General features: G+C 42.9%; 31 protein-coding genes and 1 pseudogene. All 32 read left to right on the forward strand.

All coding sequences use genetic code 11. From position 1 onward, the window contains the following. Positions 1-417: pseudogene (gene tuf / locus BM243_RS10830) on the forward strand (elongation factor Tu); the annotation flags it as partial. Positions 418-650: 233 nt separating this feature from the next. After that, complete coding sequence (locus BM243_RS10835; protein WP_074912392.1) at positions 651-2,309, forward strand: ABC transporter ATP-binding protein; 1,659 nt, start codon at positions 651-653, stop codon at positions 2,307-2,309. Then, positions 2,293-3,930, forward strand: a complete 1,638-nt coding sequence (locus tag BM243_RS10840; protein ID WP_074912393.1) for an ABC transporter ATP-binding protein — start codon at positions 2,293-2,295, stop codon at positions 3,928-3,930. The genes BM243_RS10835 and BM243_RS10840 overlap by 17 nt, the downstream gene beginning before the upstream one ends. Before the next feature lie 457 nt (positions 3,931-4,387). Next, positions 4,388-4,696 (forward strand): 30S ribosomal protein S10, encoded by a 309-nt coding sequence (rpsJ, locus tag BM243_RS10845; protein WP_074912394.1) that lies wholly within the window; start codon positions 4,388-4,390, stop codon positions 4,694-4,696. 82 nt (positions 4,697-4,778) lie between these two features. Continuing rightward, positions 4,779-5,405: a 50S ribosomal protein L3 gene (gene rplC, locus BM243_RS10850; RefSeq protein ID WP_074912395.1), complete on the forward strand. Its 627-nt coding sequence runs from the start codon at positions 4,779-4,781 to the stop codon at positions 5,403-5,405. A 25-nt stretch (positions 5,406-5,430) separates the two neighbouring features. After that, complete coding sequence (gene rplD / locus BM243_RS10855; protein ID WP_074912396.1) at positions 5,431-6,051, forward strand: 50S ribosomal protein L4; 621 nt, start codon at positions 5,431-5,433, stop codon at positions 6,049-6,051. Beyond that, positions 6,051-6,350, forward strand: a complete 300-nt coding sequence (rplW, locus tag BM243_RS10860; protein ID WP_074912397.1) for a 50S ribosomal protein L23 — start codon at positions 6,051-6,053, stop codon at positions 6,348-6,350. Before rplD ends, rplW begins: the two co-directional genes overlap by 1 nt. Before the next feature lie 58 nt (positions 6,351-6,408). Next, entirely contained in the window at positions 6,409-7,239 is an 831-nt protein-coding gene (rplB, locus tag BM243_RS10865; RefSeq protein ID WP_074912398.1) for a 50S ribosomal protein L2, read from the forward strand. A gap of 71 nt (positions 7,240-7,310) precedes the next feature. Next, the gene (rpsS, locus tag BM243_RS10870; RefSeq protein ID WP_031577535.1) at positions 7,311-7,589 is read left to right on the forward strand and encodes a 30S ribosomal protein S19; all 279 of its coding nucleotides are present in this window, start codon (positions 7,311-7,313) and stop codon (positions 7,587-7,589) included. Between the two features lie 29 nt (positions 7,590-7,618). Beyond that, entirely contained in the window at positions 7,619-7,954 is a 336-nt protein-coding gene (gene rplV, locus BM243_RS10875; RefSeq protein ID WP_031577536.1) for a 50S ribosomal protein L22, read from the forward strand. A gap of 19 nt (positions 7,955-7,973) precedes the next feature. Next, positions 7,974-8,639, forward strand: coding sequence for a 30S ribosomal protein S3 (gene rpsC / locus BM243_RS10880; protein ID WP_074912399.1), 666 nt, complete (start codon positions 7,974-7,976; stop codon positions 8,637-8,639). Between the two features lie 30 nt (positions 8,640-8,669). Beyond that, positions 8,670-9,104, forward strand: coding sequence for a 50S ribosomal protein L16 (gene rplP, locus BM243_RS10885; RefSeq protein ID WP_074912400.1), 435 nt, complete (start codon positions 8,670-8,672; stop codon positions 9,102-9,104). Next, positions 9,104-9,316 carry a 50S ribosomal protein L29 gene (gene rpmC, locus BM243_RS10890; RefSeq protein ID WP_031577539.1) on the forward strand — a complete coding sequence of 71 codons (213 nt, stop codon included), beginning with the start codon at positions 9,104-9,106 and terminating at the stop codon, positions 9,314-9,316. Before rplP ends, rpmC begins: the two co-directional genes overlap by 1 nt. Positions 9,317-9,340: 24 nt before the next feature. Further along, positions 9,341-9,595 carry a 30S ribosomal protein S17 gene (rpsQ, locus tag BM243_RS10895; protein ID WP_074912401.1) on the forward strand — a complete coding sequence of 85 codons (255 nt, stop codon included), beginning with the start codon at positions 9,341-9,343 and terminating at the stop codon, positions 9,593-9,595. Between the two features lie 26 nt (positions 9,596-9,621). Beyond that, positions 9,622-9,993, forward strand: coding sequence for a 50S ribosomal protein L14 (rplN, locus tag BM243_RS10900; RefSeq protein ID WP_074912402.1), 372 nt, complete (start codon positions 9,622-9,624; stop codon positions 9,991-9,993). Between the two features lie 19 nt (positions 9,994-10,012). Beyond that, positions 10,013-10,327: a 50S ribosomal protein L24 gene (gene rplX / locus BM243_RS10905; protein WP_074912403.1), complete on the forward strand. Its 315-nt coding sequence runs from the start codon at positions 10,013-10,015 to the stop codon at positions 10,325-10,327. A 27-nt stretch (positions 10,328-10,354) separates the two neighbouring features. Then, positions 10,355-10,894: a 50S ribosomal protein L5 gene (gene rplE, locus BM243_RS10910; protein ID WP_074912404.1), complete on the forward strand. Its 540-nt coding sequence runs from the start codon at positions 10,355-10,357 to the stop codon at positions 10,892-10,894. Positions 10,895-10,909: 15 nt separating this feature from the next. Beyond that, the gene (locus tag BM243_RS10915; RefSeq protein ID WP_031577544.1) at positions 10,910-11,095 is read left to right on the forward strand and encodes a type Z 30S ribosomal protein S14; all 186 of its coding nucleotides are present in this window, start codon (positions 10,910-10,912) and stop codon (positions 11,093-11,095) included. A 29-nt stretch (positions 11,096-11,124) separates the two neighbouring features. Continuing rightward, complete coding sequence (rpsH, locus tag BM243_RS10920) at positions 11,125-11,523, forward strand: 30S ribosomal protein S8 (RefSeq protein WP_031577546.1); 399 nt, start codon at positions 11,125-11,127, stop codon at positions 11,521-11,523. A gap of 40 nt (positions 11,524-11,563) precedes the next feature. Beyond that, a complete protein-coding gene (rplF, locus tag BM243_RS10925) occupies positions 11,564-12,103 on the forward strand; it encodes a 50S ribosomal protein L6 (protein WP_074912405.1) in 540 nt (179 codons plus the stop codon). A gap of 23 nt (positions 12,104-12,126) precedes the next feature. After that, positions 12,127-12,486, forward strand: coding sequence for a 50S ribosomal protein L18 (rplR, locus tag BM243_RS10930; RefSeq protein ID WP_074912406.1), 360 nt, complete (start codon positions 12,127-12,129; stop codon positions 12,484-12,486). 17 nt (positions 12,487-12,503) lie between these two features. Beyond that, the gene (gene rpsE / locus BM243_RS10935; RefSeq protein WP_074912407.1) at positions 12,504-13,001 is read left to right on the forward strand and encodes a 30S ribosomal protein S5; all 498 of its coding nucleotides are present in this window, start codon (positions 12,504-12,506) and stop codon (positions 12,999-13,001) included. Positions 13,002-13,013: 12 nt separating this feature from the next. Further along, positions 13,014-13,193: a 50S ribosomal protein L30 gene (gene rpmD / locus BM243_RS10940; protein ID WP_031577550.1), complete on the forward strand. Its 180-nt coding sequence runs from the start codon at positions 13,014-13,016 to the stop codon at positions 13,191-13,193. 24 nt (positions 13,194-13,217) lie between these two features. After that, positions 13,218-13,658: a 50S ribosomal protein L15 gene (gene rplO, locus BM243_RS10945; RefSeq protein ID WP_031577551.1), complete on the forward strand. Its 441-nt coding sequence runs from the start codon at positions 13,218-13,220 to the stop codon at positions 13,656-13,658. Further along, entirely contained in the window at positions 13,658-14,938 is a 1,281-nt protein-coding gene (secY, locus tag BM243_RS10950; protein WP_074912408.1) for a preprotein translocase subunit SecY, read from the forward strand. Before rplO ends, secY begins: the two co-directional genes overlap by 1 nt. 23 nt (positions 14,939-14,961) lie before the next feature. Beyond that, positions 14,962-15,621 (forward strand): adenylate kinase, encoded by a 660-nt coding sequence (locus BM243_RS10955; RefSeq protein ID WP_074912409.1) that lies wholly within the window; start codon positions 14,962-14,964, stop codon positions 15,619-15,621. Continuing rightward, complete coding sequence (map, locus tag BM243_RS10960; RefSeq protein WP_074912410.1) at positions 15,608-16,357, forward strand: type I methionyl aminopeptidase; 750 nt, start codon at positions 15,608-15,610, stop codon at positions 16,355-16,357. Before BM243_RS10955 ends, map begins: the two co-directional genes overlap by 14 nt. A gap of 64 nt (positions 16,358-16,421) precedes the next feature. Continuing rightward, a complete protein-coding gene (locus tag BM243_RS10965) occupies positions 16,422-16,694 on the forward strand; it encodes a KOW domain-containing RNA-binding protein (RefSeq protein WP_036909529.1) in 273 nt (90 codons plus the stop codon). A 7-nt stretch (positions 16,695-16,701) separates the two neighbouring features. After that, a complete protein-coding gene (infA, locus tag BM243_RS10970) occupies positions 16,702-16,920 on the forward strand; it encodes a translation initiation factor IF-1 (RefSeq protein WP_031577556.1) in 219 nt (72 codons plus the stop codon). 18 nt (positions 16,921-16,938) lie between these two features. Next, positions 16,939-17,052, forward strand: a complete 114-nt coding sequence (gene rpmJ / locus BM243_RS10975; protein ID WP_031577557.1) for a 50S ribosomal protein L36 — start codon at positions 16,939-16,941, stop codon at positions 17,050-17,052. A 41-nt stretch (positions 17,053-17,093) separates the two neighbouring features. After that, the gene (gene rpsM, locus BM243_RS10980; protein ID WP_074912411.1) at positions 17,094-17,462 is read left to right on the forward strand and encodes a 30S ribosomal protein S13; all 369 of its coding nucleotides are present in this window, start codon (positions 17,094-17,096) and stop codon (positions 17,460-17,462) included. A 14-nt stretch (positions 17,463-17,476) separates the two neighbouring features. Continuing rightward, on the forward strand, positions 17,477-17,878 hold the full coding sequence (rpsK, locus tag BM243_RS10985; RefSeq protein ID WP_031577559.1) for a 30S ribosomal protein S11: 402 nt from the start codon (positions 17,477-17,479) through the stop codon (positions 17,876-17,878). Positions 17,879-17,922: the final 44 nt, after the last annotated feature.

The following is a 17,922-nucleotide window of genomic DNA, read 5'->3' on the forward strand; positions in this document are numbered from 1 at the left end:
ACAGGAGTAGAAATGTTCAGAAAGCTTCTGGATTCTGCTGAAGCTGGAGACAACATCGGAGCACTTCTTAGAGGTATCCAGAGATCTGAAATCGAAAGAGGTCAGGTTCTTGCTAAGCCAGGATCTGTTAAGCCACACACCAAGTTCGTAGGACAGGTGTACGTACTGAAGAAGGAAGAAGGCGGAAGACATACCCCATTCTTCGACGGATACAGACCACAGTTCTATTTCAGAACCACTGACGTAACTGGAAACATCAAGCTTCCAGAAGGAATGGAAATGGTAATGCCTGGGGACCATATCGACATGAACGTTGAGCTGATCACCCCAATCGCAATGGACGAAGGACTGAGATTCGCTATCCGTGAGGGTGGAAGAACTGTAGGTTCAGGCGTTGTTACTACCATCAACGAATAATTGAATTGTAAGCCGGAGAGAGCAATCTCTCCGGTTTATTTTTTTGTCAGCATGAGGGTTGTTACGTTTCTCGCAGAACAATGCAGAAAATAACAATATGATAGAAAGACGGAAGACTCTCATTTGCATAGGGTATTACAAAATAATGACAAAATGAATGACAGGGTTTACAGCGTAACAATGTTATGCTATAGTGATGAAAGAGTGAAAAGAAAGAATGGGGGGATACATCGATGACTGCACTGCTCCTGGAAGATAAGAAAGGTTTTATAAGGTATCTGATTGGATGTTTTATTTTGCTGTCTGAGTTTTTATTGACGAATTATGCCATTGCCAAAATTGCTGGAGTGGTGCAGTCCGGAGATCTCTCGGATCTTCTCAAGTATGGGATATTTGGATTTCTTGCATTTGTTTACGCTGCAGTGGTTTTTATCTTTTCGAGGCTTCTCAGAATTGGATTTATGAGAGATACCACCCTGAGGATCAGAAGAAGAGCCTTTGAGAACATCATGACGAGAACCACCCGCTCCTTCAATAGGAAGCTGAAGAATGAGTACATCTCTAACCTCGTGAACGACATCAATACCTTTGAAGGTAAATATTTTCATGCGCTGCTGAACCTCATCTTCGGAGCAGAAATCTATCTGGCGAGCCTTCTGATTCTTTTCTTTCTGGAATGGGATCTGGCACTGATCATGGTGGTCGTGTCCTTTGTGATTTTCCTCATCAACCGTTCTTTTCAAAAGAGAACCATCCGGATGCAGGAAGATGTGCAAAGAAGTGGTGAGCGGTTTACCGTGAATATCGCCAATACCTTTTCGGGCTTAGAAATTCTGAAGCTGAACCGGATTGAAGAGAGATTTCTTTCTGGATCGAAAAGAGAAACGGAGCAGCTGGAGACAAGAAAAGCCAGTGTCAATATCTTTACTTTCTGGCAGGGGCGCTTTTCAAATTTCCTGGGATTTATCACAACAATCCTCATCCTTTATTACATCATCAGCAGACTGGAGCCTGGATATGACCTGACGAGAGTCATGTTTGTCATCTCCATGGCCAGTTCCACCATATGGCCCATCACAGAAATCATGCCACTGTTCAATGTGCTGAAATCCAATGGCACCATCATTGAAAATATTCTTCGGAAAGAGGAGGATGGGGAGAGAAGCGAGGAACAGAAACCCTATGACTTTAAGAAGACCATTGAAGTGCAGAATCTGACGTTCTCCTATGGAGATCGGAGAATCATCACCAAAGGCAATGTGATTCTGGAGAAAGGAAAGAAGTATCTTCTTAAAGGAGCCAGCGGTGCGGGGAAGTCCACGTTTATCCAGCTGCTTTCCAAAGTCTATGAGGACTATGAGGGCGAGATTCTGATCGATGGGAGGGACCTGCGGGAGATCTCTGAGGATAGTTTTAATCAGAATGTGAGTTTCATCTACCAGGATGTATTTTTATTTGAAGATACCATCAGAAACAATATTTGTCTTTACAGGGAGTATGAAGAGACCGATATTAACCGTGCAGTGGAGGGGGCGGGATTGCTGCCACTTCTAAAGAAGAAAGAGAAGGGGATGGAAGAAGCCATTGAAGAAAATGGTAAAAACCTTTCTGGAGGAGAACGCCAGAGAATCTCTATTGCAAGAGCAATCATCAGAAATCCGCAGATTCTCTTTGCGGATGAAGTGACTTCTTCCCTAGATGAACACTTAGGAAGGCTTGTGGAAGAAACGATTCTGTCACTGGATACCACAGTCATTGCCATTTCGCATCGCTTTTATGACGGGATTACAGAGAAATATGATGCGGTCATTGAGATCAAGAATGGAGGACTTCATCTGAAAAAAATGGAAGATTATCTGAAGGAGGTGCGTGTCCTTGAAGAGAATTTATAATAAAACCCTGATTCTTCTTGTGGCAACTCTTCTTGTCGGTGCCGTAGCCAAAGGAGTAAGCGGCTACATGACCATTCTGACAAGAGACTTGGTGGACACTTCATTTCTGCCAGGTATGCCTGGTTTTCGTGAGATTGCATTGCGGATGGTCCTGTTTGCCTTTGTGCTGTTTCTGCTGGAAACACTGCTTTCCTTCGTAAAAGGGTATTACCGTAAAAAGACCAATGTGAATCTTAAAATGTATTATCTGGAAAAAATCTTTCAGAAGAACATCAATGAGTTCAACAAGGACAGCAATGCGAAATATGTGTCCCACATGATGAGTGATCTCAATACGGTGGATCTGGATTATATTGATGGTATTTTTGAACTGGCTCTATCTGTGATTTCCTTTGTGATTACCATCGTCATCATCGGAGGGGTCAGTATGGAGCTGCTGATCATCGTGCTCGTTGTAGGTGCTTTGGTTGGATTTCTTTCCAATGTGCTCTCCAAACCAATCCAAAAACTTTATGAGGAGCGCAGCGGACTGTACGACAAATATACCCATTATCTTCAGGAAGTGCTTTCTGCATTTCGGATTATTCGGGTGAACAGTCTCTATAAAAGAGTAGAAAAACAGTTCACAGGAAGAAGCGAGAATCTGCAGTCTAAAAGCTATGAGATTGAGAAGAAGTCTACCTATATCTATGCGGTCCAGAATTTTATGATTAACTTTGTGGTGCTCTTTGTTATGGGGATTTCAGTATACTACGCAGTGATTGGCAAGATTACCTTCGGTGGCGTCATTCTAATCCTCAACAATTTTTCATCGCTCATCGGTCCGTTCCAGAGAGCCAGCGAACTTCTTCCTAAGATCTTCAGCACGAAAGCGCTGTTCAAGGTCTTGGATGAATCCCTTTTGAACCAGGATCTCCAGGAAGAGAAAGAAGAGCTTCACAGTTTCCAGGAGGGAATTTCATTTGAAGGAGTCACATTTTCTTATGGTGAGAATAAAGTGCTGGAGGATCTCACTCTGTCCCTAAAGAAGAATGGGAAATATCTCATTGTGGGTCCGAGTGGTGGGGGGAAGTCCACTTTTCTGAAGCTACTCCGAAAGTACTTTCATCCTCAGTCGGGCAGTATTTATGTTGATGGTAAACCGTTGAATTACATTACAAAGGAAAGTTATTTCAAACATCTTTCCAATGTGGAACAGAACGTCTTCATGTTCGATGATACGGTGAGAAATAACCTGACGCTTTTGAAAGATATTCCTGAAGAGAAAATTCAGGAGGCTATTAATAGAGCGGGTCTTCGTTCGTTCGTTGAGAACCTTCCGAGTGGTCTGGAGACGATCATAGAAGACAACGGCCGGAATATTTCTGGTGGTGAACGATCCCGTATTGCCATCGCGAGAGCTCTGCTCAATGAGTCGGAGATTCTGATTCTTGATGAGGCGTTTCAAAGTCTTGACTATGATACAGCAAGGGCGATTGAAAAAACCATTCTGGACCTGCCAGAACTGACCGTTGTGAATGTAAGTCACATTCTCATTCCGGAGAATAAAAATGCCTATGATGAGATGCTGTATGTAGACCGTAAGAGAATCGAACGTATTCCCATCAGCGGAGTTTCCTGAATCCATCATGGTGTGAAAGCGGTTTTTCATCGGGATGCATAATAGAAACGTGAATATATTAAGAAACAGCTGGAGATTTCCGGCTGTTTCTACGTTATTTATAATAATTGCTTATGTAAAAAATACTTTTATAAAATTATTGCCCTAACAGGTGAAAATAAGTATAATAAAAAGGATGTTCAGTGAAAGATTCATGAATCTTTGCCGGAGAGTGAATTTTTCATTGAAACGAGCGCTATAATATTGTATAATGTTATAGTTACAGCAAACAGCGAAGATTCAAGAGGTTGCTGGACTTAACAGGTAATTCTTGATGAGCAAGTCAGGTCACGAACCCGGCGAGGGTATCCTGGCTGTATTCTGGTGCGGACTCAATGTATGAAACACCCGGTGCAGTTTACGATATCCGCTGTTGTGCGAAAGAAGTATAGCGTACAAAGAAAAAGGAGGTAACAAAATGGCAAAACAGAAGATCAGAATCAGACTAAAGGCTTTTGATCACAGCGTGCTGGATGCATCCGCTGAAAGAATTGTTGAGACTGCAAAGTCCTCAGGAGCAAAGGTTGTAGGACCAGTTCCACTACCTACTGAGAAGGAAATCATCACAATTCTTAGAGCAGTGCACAAGTACAAGGATTCAAGAGAGCAGTTTGAGGTTAGAACTCACAAGAGACTGATCGACATCGTGAATCCATCACCTAAGACTGTGGATGCACTGATGCGACTGGATCTACCAGCTGGCGTTGATATCGAAATTAAGCTGTAAGAATAGTTTATAGTTCACTCTATGAACTGTTATGACCGCATAGGAAACTGTGCGATCCGCTAATAAGTTTGGAGGTAAGAAAATGAAAAAAGCAATTATGGGTACCAAAATTGGTATGACCCAGATTTTTGACGAAAACGGGAAAATCGTTCCTGTAACTGTTGTTGAAGCTGCACCTAACGTTGTAGTTCAAGTAAAGACAACTGAAAAAGAAGGCTATGATGCAATTCAGGTTGGTTATGGCGAAATCAGAGAAAATCTAGTAAACAAGCCAAGACAGGGTCAGTTCAAGAAGGCTGGCGTTGGCGTGAAGAGACTTCTTAAGGAGTTCAAACTTGAAGGAGGAAACCTGGAAGTAGGTTCCGAAATCAAGGTGGATATATTTGAAGCTGGAGAAAAGGTTGACGTTTCCGGTCTTTCAAAGGGTAAAGGATTTGCTGGTGTTATCAAGAGATGGAACTTCCATAGAGGACCAGAAACACACGGTTCCAAGTTCCATAGAGCAGTAGGTTCCATGGGTGCTTCATCCTCACCATCCAGAACATTCAAGAACAAGAAGATGCCTGGAAGAATGGGTCATGTGAACACCACCGTACTGAATCTTGAAATCGTCAAAGTAATGCCAGAAAAGAATGTAATTCTAATTAAGGGTGGAATCCCAGGACCAAACAAGAGTGTGGTTGTAATTAGAAATTCAGTCAAGGCATAAATCTTAATTGAAAGGAGGATACAAAATGCCTACAGTAGGATTATTCAATATTGAAGGAAAGAAAGTTGGAGACGTAACTCTGAACGAGAGCGTATTCAACGTTGAAGTTAATAAGGCAGTACTGCACCAGGTAGTTGTTGCACAGCTTGCAAACAAGAGACAGGGTACACAGTCTGCAAAGACCAGAGCTGAAGTCAGAGGTGGTGGAATCAAGCCATGGAGACAGAAGGGTACTGGTAGAGCAAGACAGGGGTCCATCAGATCTCCACAATGGGCTGGCGGAGGTATCGTATTTGCGCCAAAGCCAAGAGAATACAGAGTTTCACTTCCTAAGAGCATGAGAAGAGTGGCTATGAAGTCTGCTCTGACCGTTAAGGTTCTTGAAAATGAAATGATCGTTCTTGAAAGTCTGGATCTGGATGCACCAAAGACCAAGACCATCGTAACCATGCTGAAAGCTTTCGATGTAAAGAAGGCGCTCATCGTTACTGCTGAGTCTAATGCCAATGTCTACAAGTCAGGAAGAAATGTTGAAGGAATCCAGGTAATCCCTGTGAACAACATCAACGTATACGACCTGCTGAAATATGACAACCTGATCATCACAAAGGATGCAGTATCTAAGCTTGAGGAGGTGTACGCATAATGAAAAAGTTAACAGCATATGACATCATCAGAAAGCCTGTGATCACTGAAAAGTCCATGGATGCCATGGCAGACAGAAAGTACACATTCTTGGTGCATCCAAGTGCAAACAAGGTTGAAATCAAGAAGGCTGTAGAAGAAGTCTTCGGCGTACAGGTTGAAGATGTAAAGACCATGAATACTCTTGGAAAATACAAGAGAATGGGTGTGCACGTAGGTAAGAGAGCTGACACAAAGAAAGCAATCGTAACCTTGAAGGCAGACAGCAAGACCATCGAGTTCTTCGACAACATGAACTAGGACTGGTCAAACTATTGGTTTCTTAAACCAGATAAGAGAATTAAGGAGGAACGTAATTATGGCTATTAAGAGTTATAAGCCAACTACCCCTTCAAGAAGACATATGACCGTGAATGCTTTCGTGGAAATCACCACAGACAAGCCAGAGAAGTCACTTCTTGTTGCGAAGAACAGAACCGCGGGAAGAAATGCCCAAGGTAAGATTACTGTAAGACATCGTGGTGGCGGTGCGAAGAGAAAGTACAGAATCATTGATTTTAAGAGAAATAAGGATAACATCCCTGCTAGAGTGGCAACAATCGAATACGATCCAAACAGATCCGCATTCATTGCCCTGGTAGTATATGCAGATGGAGAAAAGAGATACATTCTTGCTCCAGTAGGCATCAAGGTTGGAGACGTTCTGGTTTCCGGTCCAAATGCGGACATCAAGCCAGGAAATGCTCTTCCAATGCAGAACATCCCAGTAGGTACCTTCATCCACAACATCGAGCTTGCAGCTGGTAAGGGTGGACAGATGGTAAGATCCGCTGGTACTTCCGCTCAGCTTATGGCGAAGGAAGGAAACTACGCTACACTGAGACTCCCATCAGGGGAAATGAGATATGTCAGAATCGAATGTAGAGCAACCATCGGTACTGTTTCCAACCAGACACACGAAATCATCAAGATTGGTAAGGCTGGTAGAAAGAGACATATGGGTATCAGACCTACAGTCAGAGGTTCTGTAATGAACCCAGTAGATCATCCACACGGTGGTGGTGAAGGTAGAACACCAATCGGTAGACCAGCACCAGTTACACCATGGGGTAAGCCTGCACTTGGTTACAAGACAAGAAAGACCAAGAAGTACTCAGACAGACTTATCATCAAGGGAAGAACAAAGTAGGAAGAATCCTCTTCCTTTTAGGAAGAGTTTCTTCTACAACCTTATAATTTCCGAAGGGAGGAAAATTAAACGTGAGTAGATCAGTAAAGAAAGGGCCTTTCGTGCACGAAGGTCTTATGAAGAAGATAATCGAAATGAACAAGGCTAAGGACAAGAAAGTTGTCAAGACTTGGTCAAGAAGCTCAACAATTTTTCCAGAAATGATTGGGCATACCATCGCAGTTCATGACGGAAGAAAGCATGTTCCAGTCTATATCTCTGAAGATATGGTTGGCCACAAGCTTGGTGAGTTCGCTCTTACAAGAACTTACAGAGGTCATGTAAGCGAAAAGAAGTCAAAGATGAGATAGTTTTATCGTAATCGAAAGGAGGATCATTAATGGAAGCTAGAGCTATTAATAAGTACGTTAGAATGTCACCATTGAAGGTGAGAATCGTTCTGGACCTTATTAGAAACAAGAATGTAGAAGAAGCAATGGCAATTCTTGAGTACACACACAAGGATGCAGCTGTTGTTATCAATAAAGTGTTGAAGTCCGCTGTTGCGAATGCAGAAAACAACCTGGAACTCAACAGAGATTCCCTTTATGTATCTGAAGCTTACTGTGGACCAGGACCGGTTCTTAAGAGATACCAGCCTCATGCACAGGGAAGAGCGTTCAGCATCATGAAGAGAACCACACACATCACTGTAGTGGTAAAAGAAAGAGCTTAGAAAAGGAGGTATTTGAATAGTGGGACAGAAAGTAAATCCACACGGCCTTAGAGTCGGTGTTATCAAGGACTGGAACGCAAAGTGGTATGCAGACAAGAAGACATTTGCTGCCAATATTGTAGAAGACCAGAAAATTAGAGAATTCATCAAGAAGAAGCTTTTTAATGCTGGAATTTCCGAGATCGAAATCGAAAGAGCAGCAAAGAGAGTTAAAGTTAATATCCATACTGCAAAGCCTGGTGTAGTCATCGGTAGAGGTGGAGCAGGAATTGAAGCCCTGAAGAAAGAAATGATGCCTCTTGTAAACGGCAAGACTCTTTTACTGAACATCGTTGAAGTAAAGTATGTTGACGGAGATGCACAGCTGATGGCTGAAAGCATTGCGCAGCAGCTTGAGAAGAGAATCTCCTTCAGAAGAGCTATGAAGCAGACCATCCAGAGAGCCATGAGAACAACTGGCGTTAAGGGTGTAAAGACAATGTGTGGCGGAAGACTTGGCGGAGCTGAAATCGCTAGAAGCGAATCCTACCGTGAAGGAACCATTCCACTGCAGACACTAAGAGCAGATATCCAGTATGGTTTCGCAGAAGCGAACACCACTTATGGAAAGATCGGAGTAAAGGTTTGGGTCTATAAGGGTGAAGTACTTCCTGTTAAGAAGAATAAGGAAGCGACTAACGCTTAATCCAATAGACGAAGAAAGGAGGAATTCGACATGTTAATGCCTAAGAGAGTAAAGCGTCGTAAGGTGCAGAAGGGCAGAATGAGAGGAAAAGCTACTAGAGGTAATTTCCTTGCCTATGGAGATTTTGGAATTCAGGCAACTGAGTGCGGATGGCTTACATCCAATCAGATCGAATCTGCCAGAATTGCAATCAATAGATATATCAGAAGAGGAGGAAAGCTTTGGATCAAGGTTTTCCCAGATAAGCCAATCACTGAAAAGCCAGCTGAAGTTAGAATGGGATCCGGTAAGGGTAACGTTGAGTACTGGGTGGCAGTAGTGAAGCCTGGAAGAGTTCTGTTTGAGCTTTCAGGAGTTGACGAAGAAAAGGCAAGAGAAGCGATGAGACTAGCTCAGCACAAGCTTCCTATATCCACAAAGTTCGTCACAAGAAGAGATTTTGAAGAAATGGGTGGTGAAGAATAATGAAGGCGAAAGAGTTAAAGAATTTAAGAGCCGCAAGCTCCCAAGATCTTTCAGCAAAGCTTCATGATCTTAAGGAAGAACTTTTCAATCTGAGATTCCAGTTAGCCACTGGTCAGCTTGAAAATCCCATGAGAATTAAGGAAGTTAGAAAGTCCATTGCTCAGATTAAAACCATCATTAGAGAAGAAGAGATTAAGGCTGTCAGCAATTAATCTGTGAAAGGAGGTCATTAACTTATGGAGAGAAATAACAGAAAGACCAGAGTAGGCGTAGTTGTATCCGACAAGATGGATAAGACCATCGTTGTTGCGGTAAAGACTAAGGTAAGACATCCGCTCTATGGTAAGACAATGAACAGAACAATGAAGTATAAAGCGCACGATGAAAACAACGAAGCGCAGATCAATGACACAGTAATGATCATGGAAACAAGACCTTTATCTAAGGATAAGAGATGGAGACTTGTGGAGATCGTTGAAAAGGCTAAGTAGCATATATAGCTGAAAGGAGGTAAATCATGATTCAACAGCAGACATTGCTAAAGGTTGCAGATAATTCTGGAGCTAAGGTAATCATGTGTATAAAGGTACTCGGCGGAACAAGAAGAAGATATGCCAGAGTAGGAGATATAATCGTTGCTAGCGTTAAGAGTGCAACACCAGGCGGAGTTGTTAAAAAAGGTGAAGTGGTTAAGGCGGTAGTTGTAAGAACTGTCAAGGAAACCAAGAGACCTGATGGAACATACATCCGATTTGATGAGAACGCAGCAGTTATCATTAAGGAAGACAAGAACCCAAAAGGTACCCGTATTTTCGGGCCAGTTGCAAGAGAACTTAGAGACAAGGAAACCTTCTCTAAAATACTTTCTCTAGCACCTGAAGTTCTTTAGAAGGAGAGGTGGCTAAGAGATGAAGGTACATGTTAAAAAGAACGATAAAGTTATGGTAATTTCCGGTAAGGACAAAGGAAAGGTTTCCGAAGTCATCGCGGTATTACCAAAGACTGGCAAAGTGCTTGTTCGTGACGTAAACATGGTCAAGAAGCACAAGAAGCCAAGCAGAGCGAATATGAACGGCGGAATTATTGAAACAGAAGCCCCAATATTCAGTGCTAAGGTAATGCTCTACTGCGAAAAGTGCAAGGCTGTTACAAGAGTTTCCAAGAAGATCACAGAAGATGGAAGCAAAGTTAGAGTCTGCAAAAAGTGCGGCACCGTACTTTAGTAAATTTTGAAAGGAGGACCACTGAAGATGCCAAGATTACAAGAAGTTTATAATGAACAGGTCATCCCAAAGATGATGGAAAAGTTCGGATATAAGAATATTATGGAAGTACCAAAGCTCGAAAAGATTGTTATCAACATGGGTGTTGGTAAGGCAAAGGAAAATGCAAAGATTCTGGAATCTGCTGTTGCAGATCTTACAATCATTGCAGGACAGAAGCCAATTATCACTAAGGCAAAGAAGTCCGTTGCGAACTTCAAGCTGAGAGAAGATATGCCAATCGGATGCAAGGTTACTTTAAGAAAGGCCCAGATGTTCCAGTTTGCTGACAAGCTGATCAATATCGCTCTTCCACGTGTAAGAGACTTTAGAGGCGTATCTGACAAGTCCTTTGATGGAAGAGGTAACTACTCTTTAGGTATCAAGGAACAGCTGATATTCCCAGAAATTGAGTATGATAAGATTGACGCAATCAGAGGAATGGACATTGTATTCGTCACTACAGCGAAGACAGATGAAGAAGCCAGGGAACTGTTAAGATTCCTCGGAATGCCATTTGCTCAATAATAAGGAGGGAATAACGTGGCTCGTAAGGCAATTATAGAAAAATGGAAGAAAACACCAAAGTATCCAACACAGGCTTACACAAGATGCAACCTTTGCGGTAGACCTCATGCTGTATTAAGCAAGTATGGTATCTGCAGAATTTGTTTCAGAGAACTTGCATACAAGGGAGAAATTCCTGGTGTCAAGAAGGCAAGCTGGTAATACTTTAAATAGTGAAAGGAGGCAAATAAATGGTTATGACTGATCCTATAGCAGACCTTCTAACTAGAGTTAGAAATGCGAATTCTGCTAGACATGAAGTTGTAGAAGTACCCTCTTCTAATGTTAAGAAGGCGGTTGCAAATATATTACTGAACGAAGGATACGTAAAGGGAATCGAAGAGTACAACGACGGTGTTGTGCCTATGATGAGAATTGCCCTGAAGTATGGTAGCAACAAAGAAAGAGTTATCACTGGTTTAAAGAGAATTTCCAAGCCAGGCCTAAGAGTATACTGTAAAGCGGACGAAGTTCCAAAGGTTCTAAACGGACTGGGTGTTGCTGTTATCTCAACATCACAAGGGGTATTACCTGATAGAGAAGCAAGAAAGCTTGGACTAGGTGGAGAAGTAATCTGCTACATCTGGTAGTCAATAAGATTACGATCTTAATTAACAGGAGGTTAGATGAATGTCAAGAATTGGTAGAATGCCAATAGCAATTCCTGCCGGAGTAACCTTTAATGTTTCACCTGAAAATGTTGTAACAGTAAAAGGACCTATGGGCACACTGGAAAAAGCTATGCACAAGAATATCACTATTAGCGTTGAAGACGGTCAGGTTATTGTAACTAGACCCAACGATGATAAAGAAAACAGAGCACTTCACGGACTTGTAAGAGCTCTTGTGAACAATATGGTAGTTGGAGTATCCGAAGGATACAAGAAAACACTGGAACTTGTTGGTGTTGGTTACAGAGCGCAGCTCCAGGGGAAGAAACTGGTGATGAACCTTGGTTTCTCCCATCCAGTAGAGTTCGATGCCATCGATGGAATTGAATTCGAAATCGTAAGCCCAACTAAGCTCATCGTCAAGGGAATTGATAAGGAACTTGTAGGTGACGTATCTGCTGATATCAGAGCTTGGAGAAAGCCAGAGCCATATAAGGGCAAGGGTATTAAGTTCGAAGGCGAAGTAATCAGACGTAAGGTTGGTAAGACTGGTAAGTAGAAATAAGAAAGGAGTGAACCTGAATGTTCAAGAAAGAAGATAAAAGGGCGACTAGAGTTAGACGTCACGCTAGGGTTCGTAAGAAGGTCAGCGGTACAGCAGAAAGACCAAGACTTTCTGTGTACAGAAGTGAAAAGAATATTTATGCTCAGATCATCGATGATGTGAACGGAGTAACTCTTGTTTCTGCTTCATCAGTAGAGAAGGATTTCGATGGAGCAGGTAGCAATAAGGACGCAGCTGCTAAAGTTGGAGTTTTAGTTGCGAAGAAAGCACTGGATAAGGGAATCAAGGCTGTTGTATTTGACAGAGGTGGATTTATTTACCACGGAAGAATTGAAGCCCTTGCCCAAGCAGCTAGAGAAGCTGGACTAGAATTCTAAGAAGGAGGAAGAAAGAAGTGAGAATTGATCCTAGCACACTAGACCTAAAGGAAAAAGTTGTACACATAGGTAGAGTAACTAAAGTTGTTAAGGGTGGTAGAAACTTCAGATTCGCAGCTCTAGTAGTTGTAGGAGATGAAAATGGCCACGTTGGAGTCGGTATGGGTAAGTCCATCGAAATTCCTGAAGCAATCAGAAAAGGCGTTGAAGACGCAAAGAAGAACCTTGTTTCAGTAAGGATTGACGGAACCACCGTTCCACACCAGATCAATGGAATTTTCGGTACTGGTAAGGTAGTTATTATGCCTGCCGCTGAAGGTACTGGAATCATTGCAGGTGGTCCTGCCAGAGTAGTTCTTGAGCTTGCGGGCTTCAAGGATGTAAGAGCAAAGTCTCTTGGCTCAAACAACCCAAGCAACATGGTAAAAGCTACCATTAATGGACTTGCTAGTCTTAGATCCGCTGAAGAAATTGCAGCACTAAGAGGCAAGACTGTTGAAGAAATTATAGGATAGGAGGGGTTATACTTGTCTAAGATTAAGGTAACACTGAAAAAGAGCCTAATTGGAAGAAAGAAGGACCATATCGGTACCGCCAAGGCACTTGGACTTTCAAAGATTGGCAAGTCAATCGAACATAATGATACTCCTCAAGTTAGAGGTATGATCAAAAAGATCGAATATCTTCTACAGGTAGAAGAAGCGTAAAAGTAAGAGGAGGTGTAAATAGATATGAAACTTCATGAGTTAAAGCCCGTTGAAGGCTCAAGAAAAGCTCAAAAGAGAGTAGGTAGAGGTACTGGTTCAGGTCTTGGTAAGACTTCCGGTAAAGGACAGAAGGGTCAGAAATCCCGTTCAGGCGGTGGCGTAAAGCCAGGTTTTGAAGGTGGACAGATGCCACTGTACAGAAGACTTCCTAAGAGAGGTTTTACCAATATCTTCGCGAAGCAGATCGTAGAGGTGAATGTTGAAAGACTGAACATCTTCGAAAATGGCACAGAAGTAACTGAAGCATTATTAAAGGAAAGAGGCGTTGTATCCAAGACATTGGATGGCGTGAAGATCCTTGGTAATGGTGAACTGACCAAGTCCTTAACCGTTAAAGTAAGTAGATTCTCAAAATCAGCACAGGAGAAGATAGAAGCTGCTGGAGGAAAAGTTGAGGTGATTTAATGTTACAGACGCTGAAGAATGCATGGAAACTGCCAGACCTAAGAAAAAGAATACTGTTCACAGTATTTATAGTTTTCATTTTCAGACTCGGAAACTTTATCGTAGTACCGAACATTAATGCGGATGCGTTAAAGGATCTTGCTAATTCCCAGACACTTGTTGGTTTTTACGATCTGATTTCTGGTGGCGCGTTCTCAAACTTTAGCATATTTGCTATGGGTGTGACGCCTTACATCAATGCATCTATTATTATGCAGCTCATGAACGTAATCATCCCCAAGCTGGAACAGCTTTCTAAAGAAGGACAGGAAGGAAGAGCTAAGATACAGAATTATACCAAGTATCTGGCCATCGTCATCGGAGCAGTTCAGGCATACGGTACCTACGTACTGATATACAATGCCGGTGCTGTGGAGAAGGACAGCTTCCTTAATACTGTACTGATCATCATGACACTGCTTGCAGCGTCCATGTTCCTGATTTGGCTTGGAGACCGGATCACCGAGAAGGGTGTGGGGAACGGCGTGTCTGTTCTCATTTTCATCAACATCGTATCCAGAATCCCTATGATGGCCACTCAGGTGGGTGTGCTCTACTCCGGTGGTGCTGTGGATATCGTCAGCCTGGTACTCTTTGCTCTTGCAATGGTGGCTCTCTTTGTGGGCACGGTGGCTTTCTCCCTGGGAGAAAGACGTATTCCGGTCCAGTATGCAGGTAGAGTTTCCGGAACAAAGCAGATCAAAGGCCAGTCTTCACATATTCCAGTCAGCGTAAGTTCAGCATGCGTTATCGCAATCATCTTCGCCATGTCTGTGATGCAGTTCCCTGCAACACTGGCAGAGTTCTTTAGAGGTTCTAAAGTGCTGGAATGGCTCACTACAAGCAATTGGAGCATTTTCAAAGTGAATTCCATCGGATATATGGTAGCATATGTCGTACTGGTTATTTTCTTTGCGGTGTTCTATACACAAATTACCATGAAACCAGAAGATATGGCTGATAATATGGCCAAATCCGGTGGTTATGTGGCAGGTATCAGACCAGGGGTTGCTACTGCAAAGTACCTGGAAAGAATTCTTACAAAGGTAGCGCTCATCGGTGGTGTATTTGCAGCACTCATCGCAGTGTTCCCCATCTTCCTGGAAGGCTATACCCCATTCAAGGGTCTGGCATTCGGAGGAACCGTCATCTTCATTATGTCGGGTGTGGCACTGGATACCATGAGACAGCTCGAATCACAGCTTGTGATGAGACACTACAAAGGATTCCTGAGCAAATAGAAAATTAGTTGGAGTTGATACCGTTGAGAATCATATTACTGGGACCTCCTGGAGCCGGAAAAGGCACCCAGGCGCAGTCAATCAGCAACAAGTATAATATCCCACAGATTTCCACAGGTGATATCTTCAGAAAGAATATCGCAGGGGGAACTGAACTCGGGATCTTAGCCAAAAGTTATATGGATAAGGGACTTTTAGTACCGGACAATGTGACCATTGATCTTGTGAAGAACAGACTGAAAGAGGATGACACCCGTAATGGATTCTTGCTGGACGGTTTTCCAAGAACCATACATCAGGCGGAAGTGCTGGAAGCGCTTCTCAAAGAGCAGAGCGTGGCCATTGATGTGGCCCTGCAGATCGAAGTCCCCAGAGAGTTTATCATTCAGAGAATGACAGGCAGAAGGGTTTGCCCCAACTGCGGTGCTTCCTACCATCTGGAATTCAACCCGCCGATGCTTCGAAGTATTTGCGATGACTGTGGGTCACACCTCATTCAGCGTGAAGATGACAAGCGAGAGACGGTTGTGGAAAGACTGGAAATCTATGATTTTCAAACCGCCCCTTTGATTGCGTATTATACAGAGAAGGGTAAGCTGAAAACAGTAGACGGGACAAAGGCCATCAATGAGGTCTTTGAGGACATCATCAGAATTTTAGGAGAAGCAAATGATCATCATTAAGAATCAGTGGGAAATAGAACGGATGAAAGAAGCAGGCAGAATTGTGGGTGAGACCCTGAATCTGGTAGAGGAATCTATTAGACCAGGAATTTCCACATTGGCACTGGACAAAATCTGTGAAGAATTTATAATGAAGAGTGGAGCAATTCCATCCTTCAAGAATTACAACGGATTTCCAGGATCCATCTGTGCATCCGTCAATGAAGTGGTGGTACATGGCATTCCCAGCAAGGAGATCATTCTTCGGGAAGGCGATATCATCACCATAGACTGTGGAGCATATATCAATGGATTTCATGGCGATGCGGCTAGAACCTTCCGGGTTGGGCGCGTCAGTGAGGAAGCAGACAGACTCATCCGTGTAACGGAAGAGAGCTTCTTTAAAGGACTTGAAATGGTACGGGTAGACAACCGCATCGGGGACATATCCAGTGCAGTTCAGGAACACCTGGAATCCAATGGACTCAGCGTAGTTCGGGATTTTACCGGTCATGGCATCGGGAAAGATCTGCATGAAAGTCCTAGTATCCCCAATTATGGGACAGCTCATAGGGGACCTAAACTTCGTGCTGGCATGGCCTTGGCCATAGAGCCCATGGCAAACCTCGGACTCTATCACGTAAAAGTACTGGAAGACAACTGGACCGCTGTCACAAGAGACGGCAGCCTATCTGCCCAGTATGAGAATACTGTGATTGTTACCGAAGAGGGACCGCTGATCACGACACTTGTTTAAGAAATGGAGCGTCTGTGTTTCTGCTAGAAAAGAGTGTTTTCATTCGAGAACGGGAGTGGAGTAATTGGACAAAGATTGGATCGGACAAATTGTTGTATCTAAAAAAGGAAGAGACAAAGGAAAATTCTATGTGGTGGTTTCCATCCTGGACCGTTTCCACGTGCTTCTCATGGATGGCAAGAAGTTTGATTATAAAAGACAAAAAAGAAAAAACAAAAAACATCTTTGTATTATTACAAAAGCGGAAGACGAGATTCTTCAAGGAATCCTTCGTCAGGATGAAGCTTGCTTGCAAAATATAATCAGGCGTTTAGCGCTTGAGGCAAAGGAGGTATAAGTACCTTATGTCAAAAGAAGATGTTATAGAGATGCAGGGTGTGGTGAAAGAATCCCTACCCAATGCACAGTTTGTGGTGGAGCTCGAAAGTGGTCATATCATAAATGCACATCTCTCAGGAAAGTTAAGAATGAACTTTATCAGAATTCTACCAGGAGATCGCGTGACCATTGAAATGAGTCCATATGACCTTTCAAAGGGGCGTATAACCTGGAGAGCAAAGTAATTAAGGAGGGTTAGCGAGATGAAAGTTAGACCATCAGTTAAGCCTATTTGCGAAAAGTGCAAAGTAATCAAGAGAAACGGTAGGGTTATGGTAATTTGCGAAAACCCTAAGCACAAGCAAAAGCAAGGCTAATAAAAGTAAATTTTCAAATATACCAGGAGGTGTAGAGTTTAATGGCAAGAATTTCAGGTGTAGACTTACCAAAGCAGAAAAGAGTTGAAGTTGGTCTTACATACATTTATGGCATTGGTCTGTCCACTGCAAGAAACATCCTCAAGGAAACAGGTGTCAATGGTGACATCCGTGTGAAGGATCTTTCAGAAGAAGACGTCAATGCAATCAGAGAGTATATCATTAAGAACGTCAAGGTAGAAGGAGATCTTCGTAGAGAAGTAGCTCTTAATATCAAGAGACTTGTGGAAATCGGATGCTATAGAGGCATCAGACACAGAAAGGGTCTTCCTGTAAGAGGACAAAAGACCAAGACCAATGCAAGAACAAGAAAGGGTCCTAAGAAGACCATCGCAAATAAGAAGAAGTAAGGAGGGAAGTCATAATGGCAGCAGCTAAGAATACTAAAAGAGTCGTAAGAAGAAGAAGAGAAAGAAAGAACATTGAACATGGACAGGCTCATATTCAGTCTACTTTCAACAACTCCATCATTACCATCACGGATGCGGCAGGAAATGCACTTTCCTGGTCTAGTTCAGGTTCACTTGGGTTCAAGGGTTCCAGAAAGAGCACACCATACGCTTCACAGATGGCAGCAGAAACTGCAGCTAAGGCAGCTATGGAGCATGGACTGAAGAGTGTTGAAGTTTACGTAAAGGGACCTGGTTCAGGTAGAGAAGCGGCCATCCGTTCACTACAGGCTGCAGGACTTGAAATTACTCTGATCAAGGATGTTACTCCAATTCCACACAACGGATGCAGACCACCTAAGAGAAGAAGAGTTTAGTTTCAATTTGTCCTAAGATACCTGGGCGTTAGATCTGGGACCTT

Origin of the sequence: Proteiniclasticum ruminis (genome assembly GCF_900115135.1) — a bacterium.
Classification (GTDB): domain Bacteria; phylum Bacillota; class Clostridia; order Clostridiales; family Clostridiaceae; genus Proteiniclasticum; species Proteiniclasticum ruminis_A.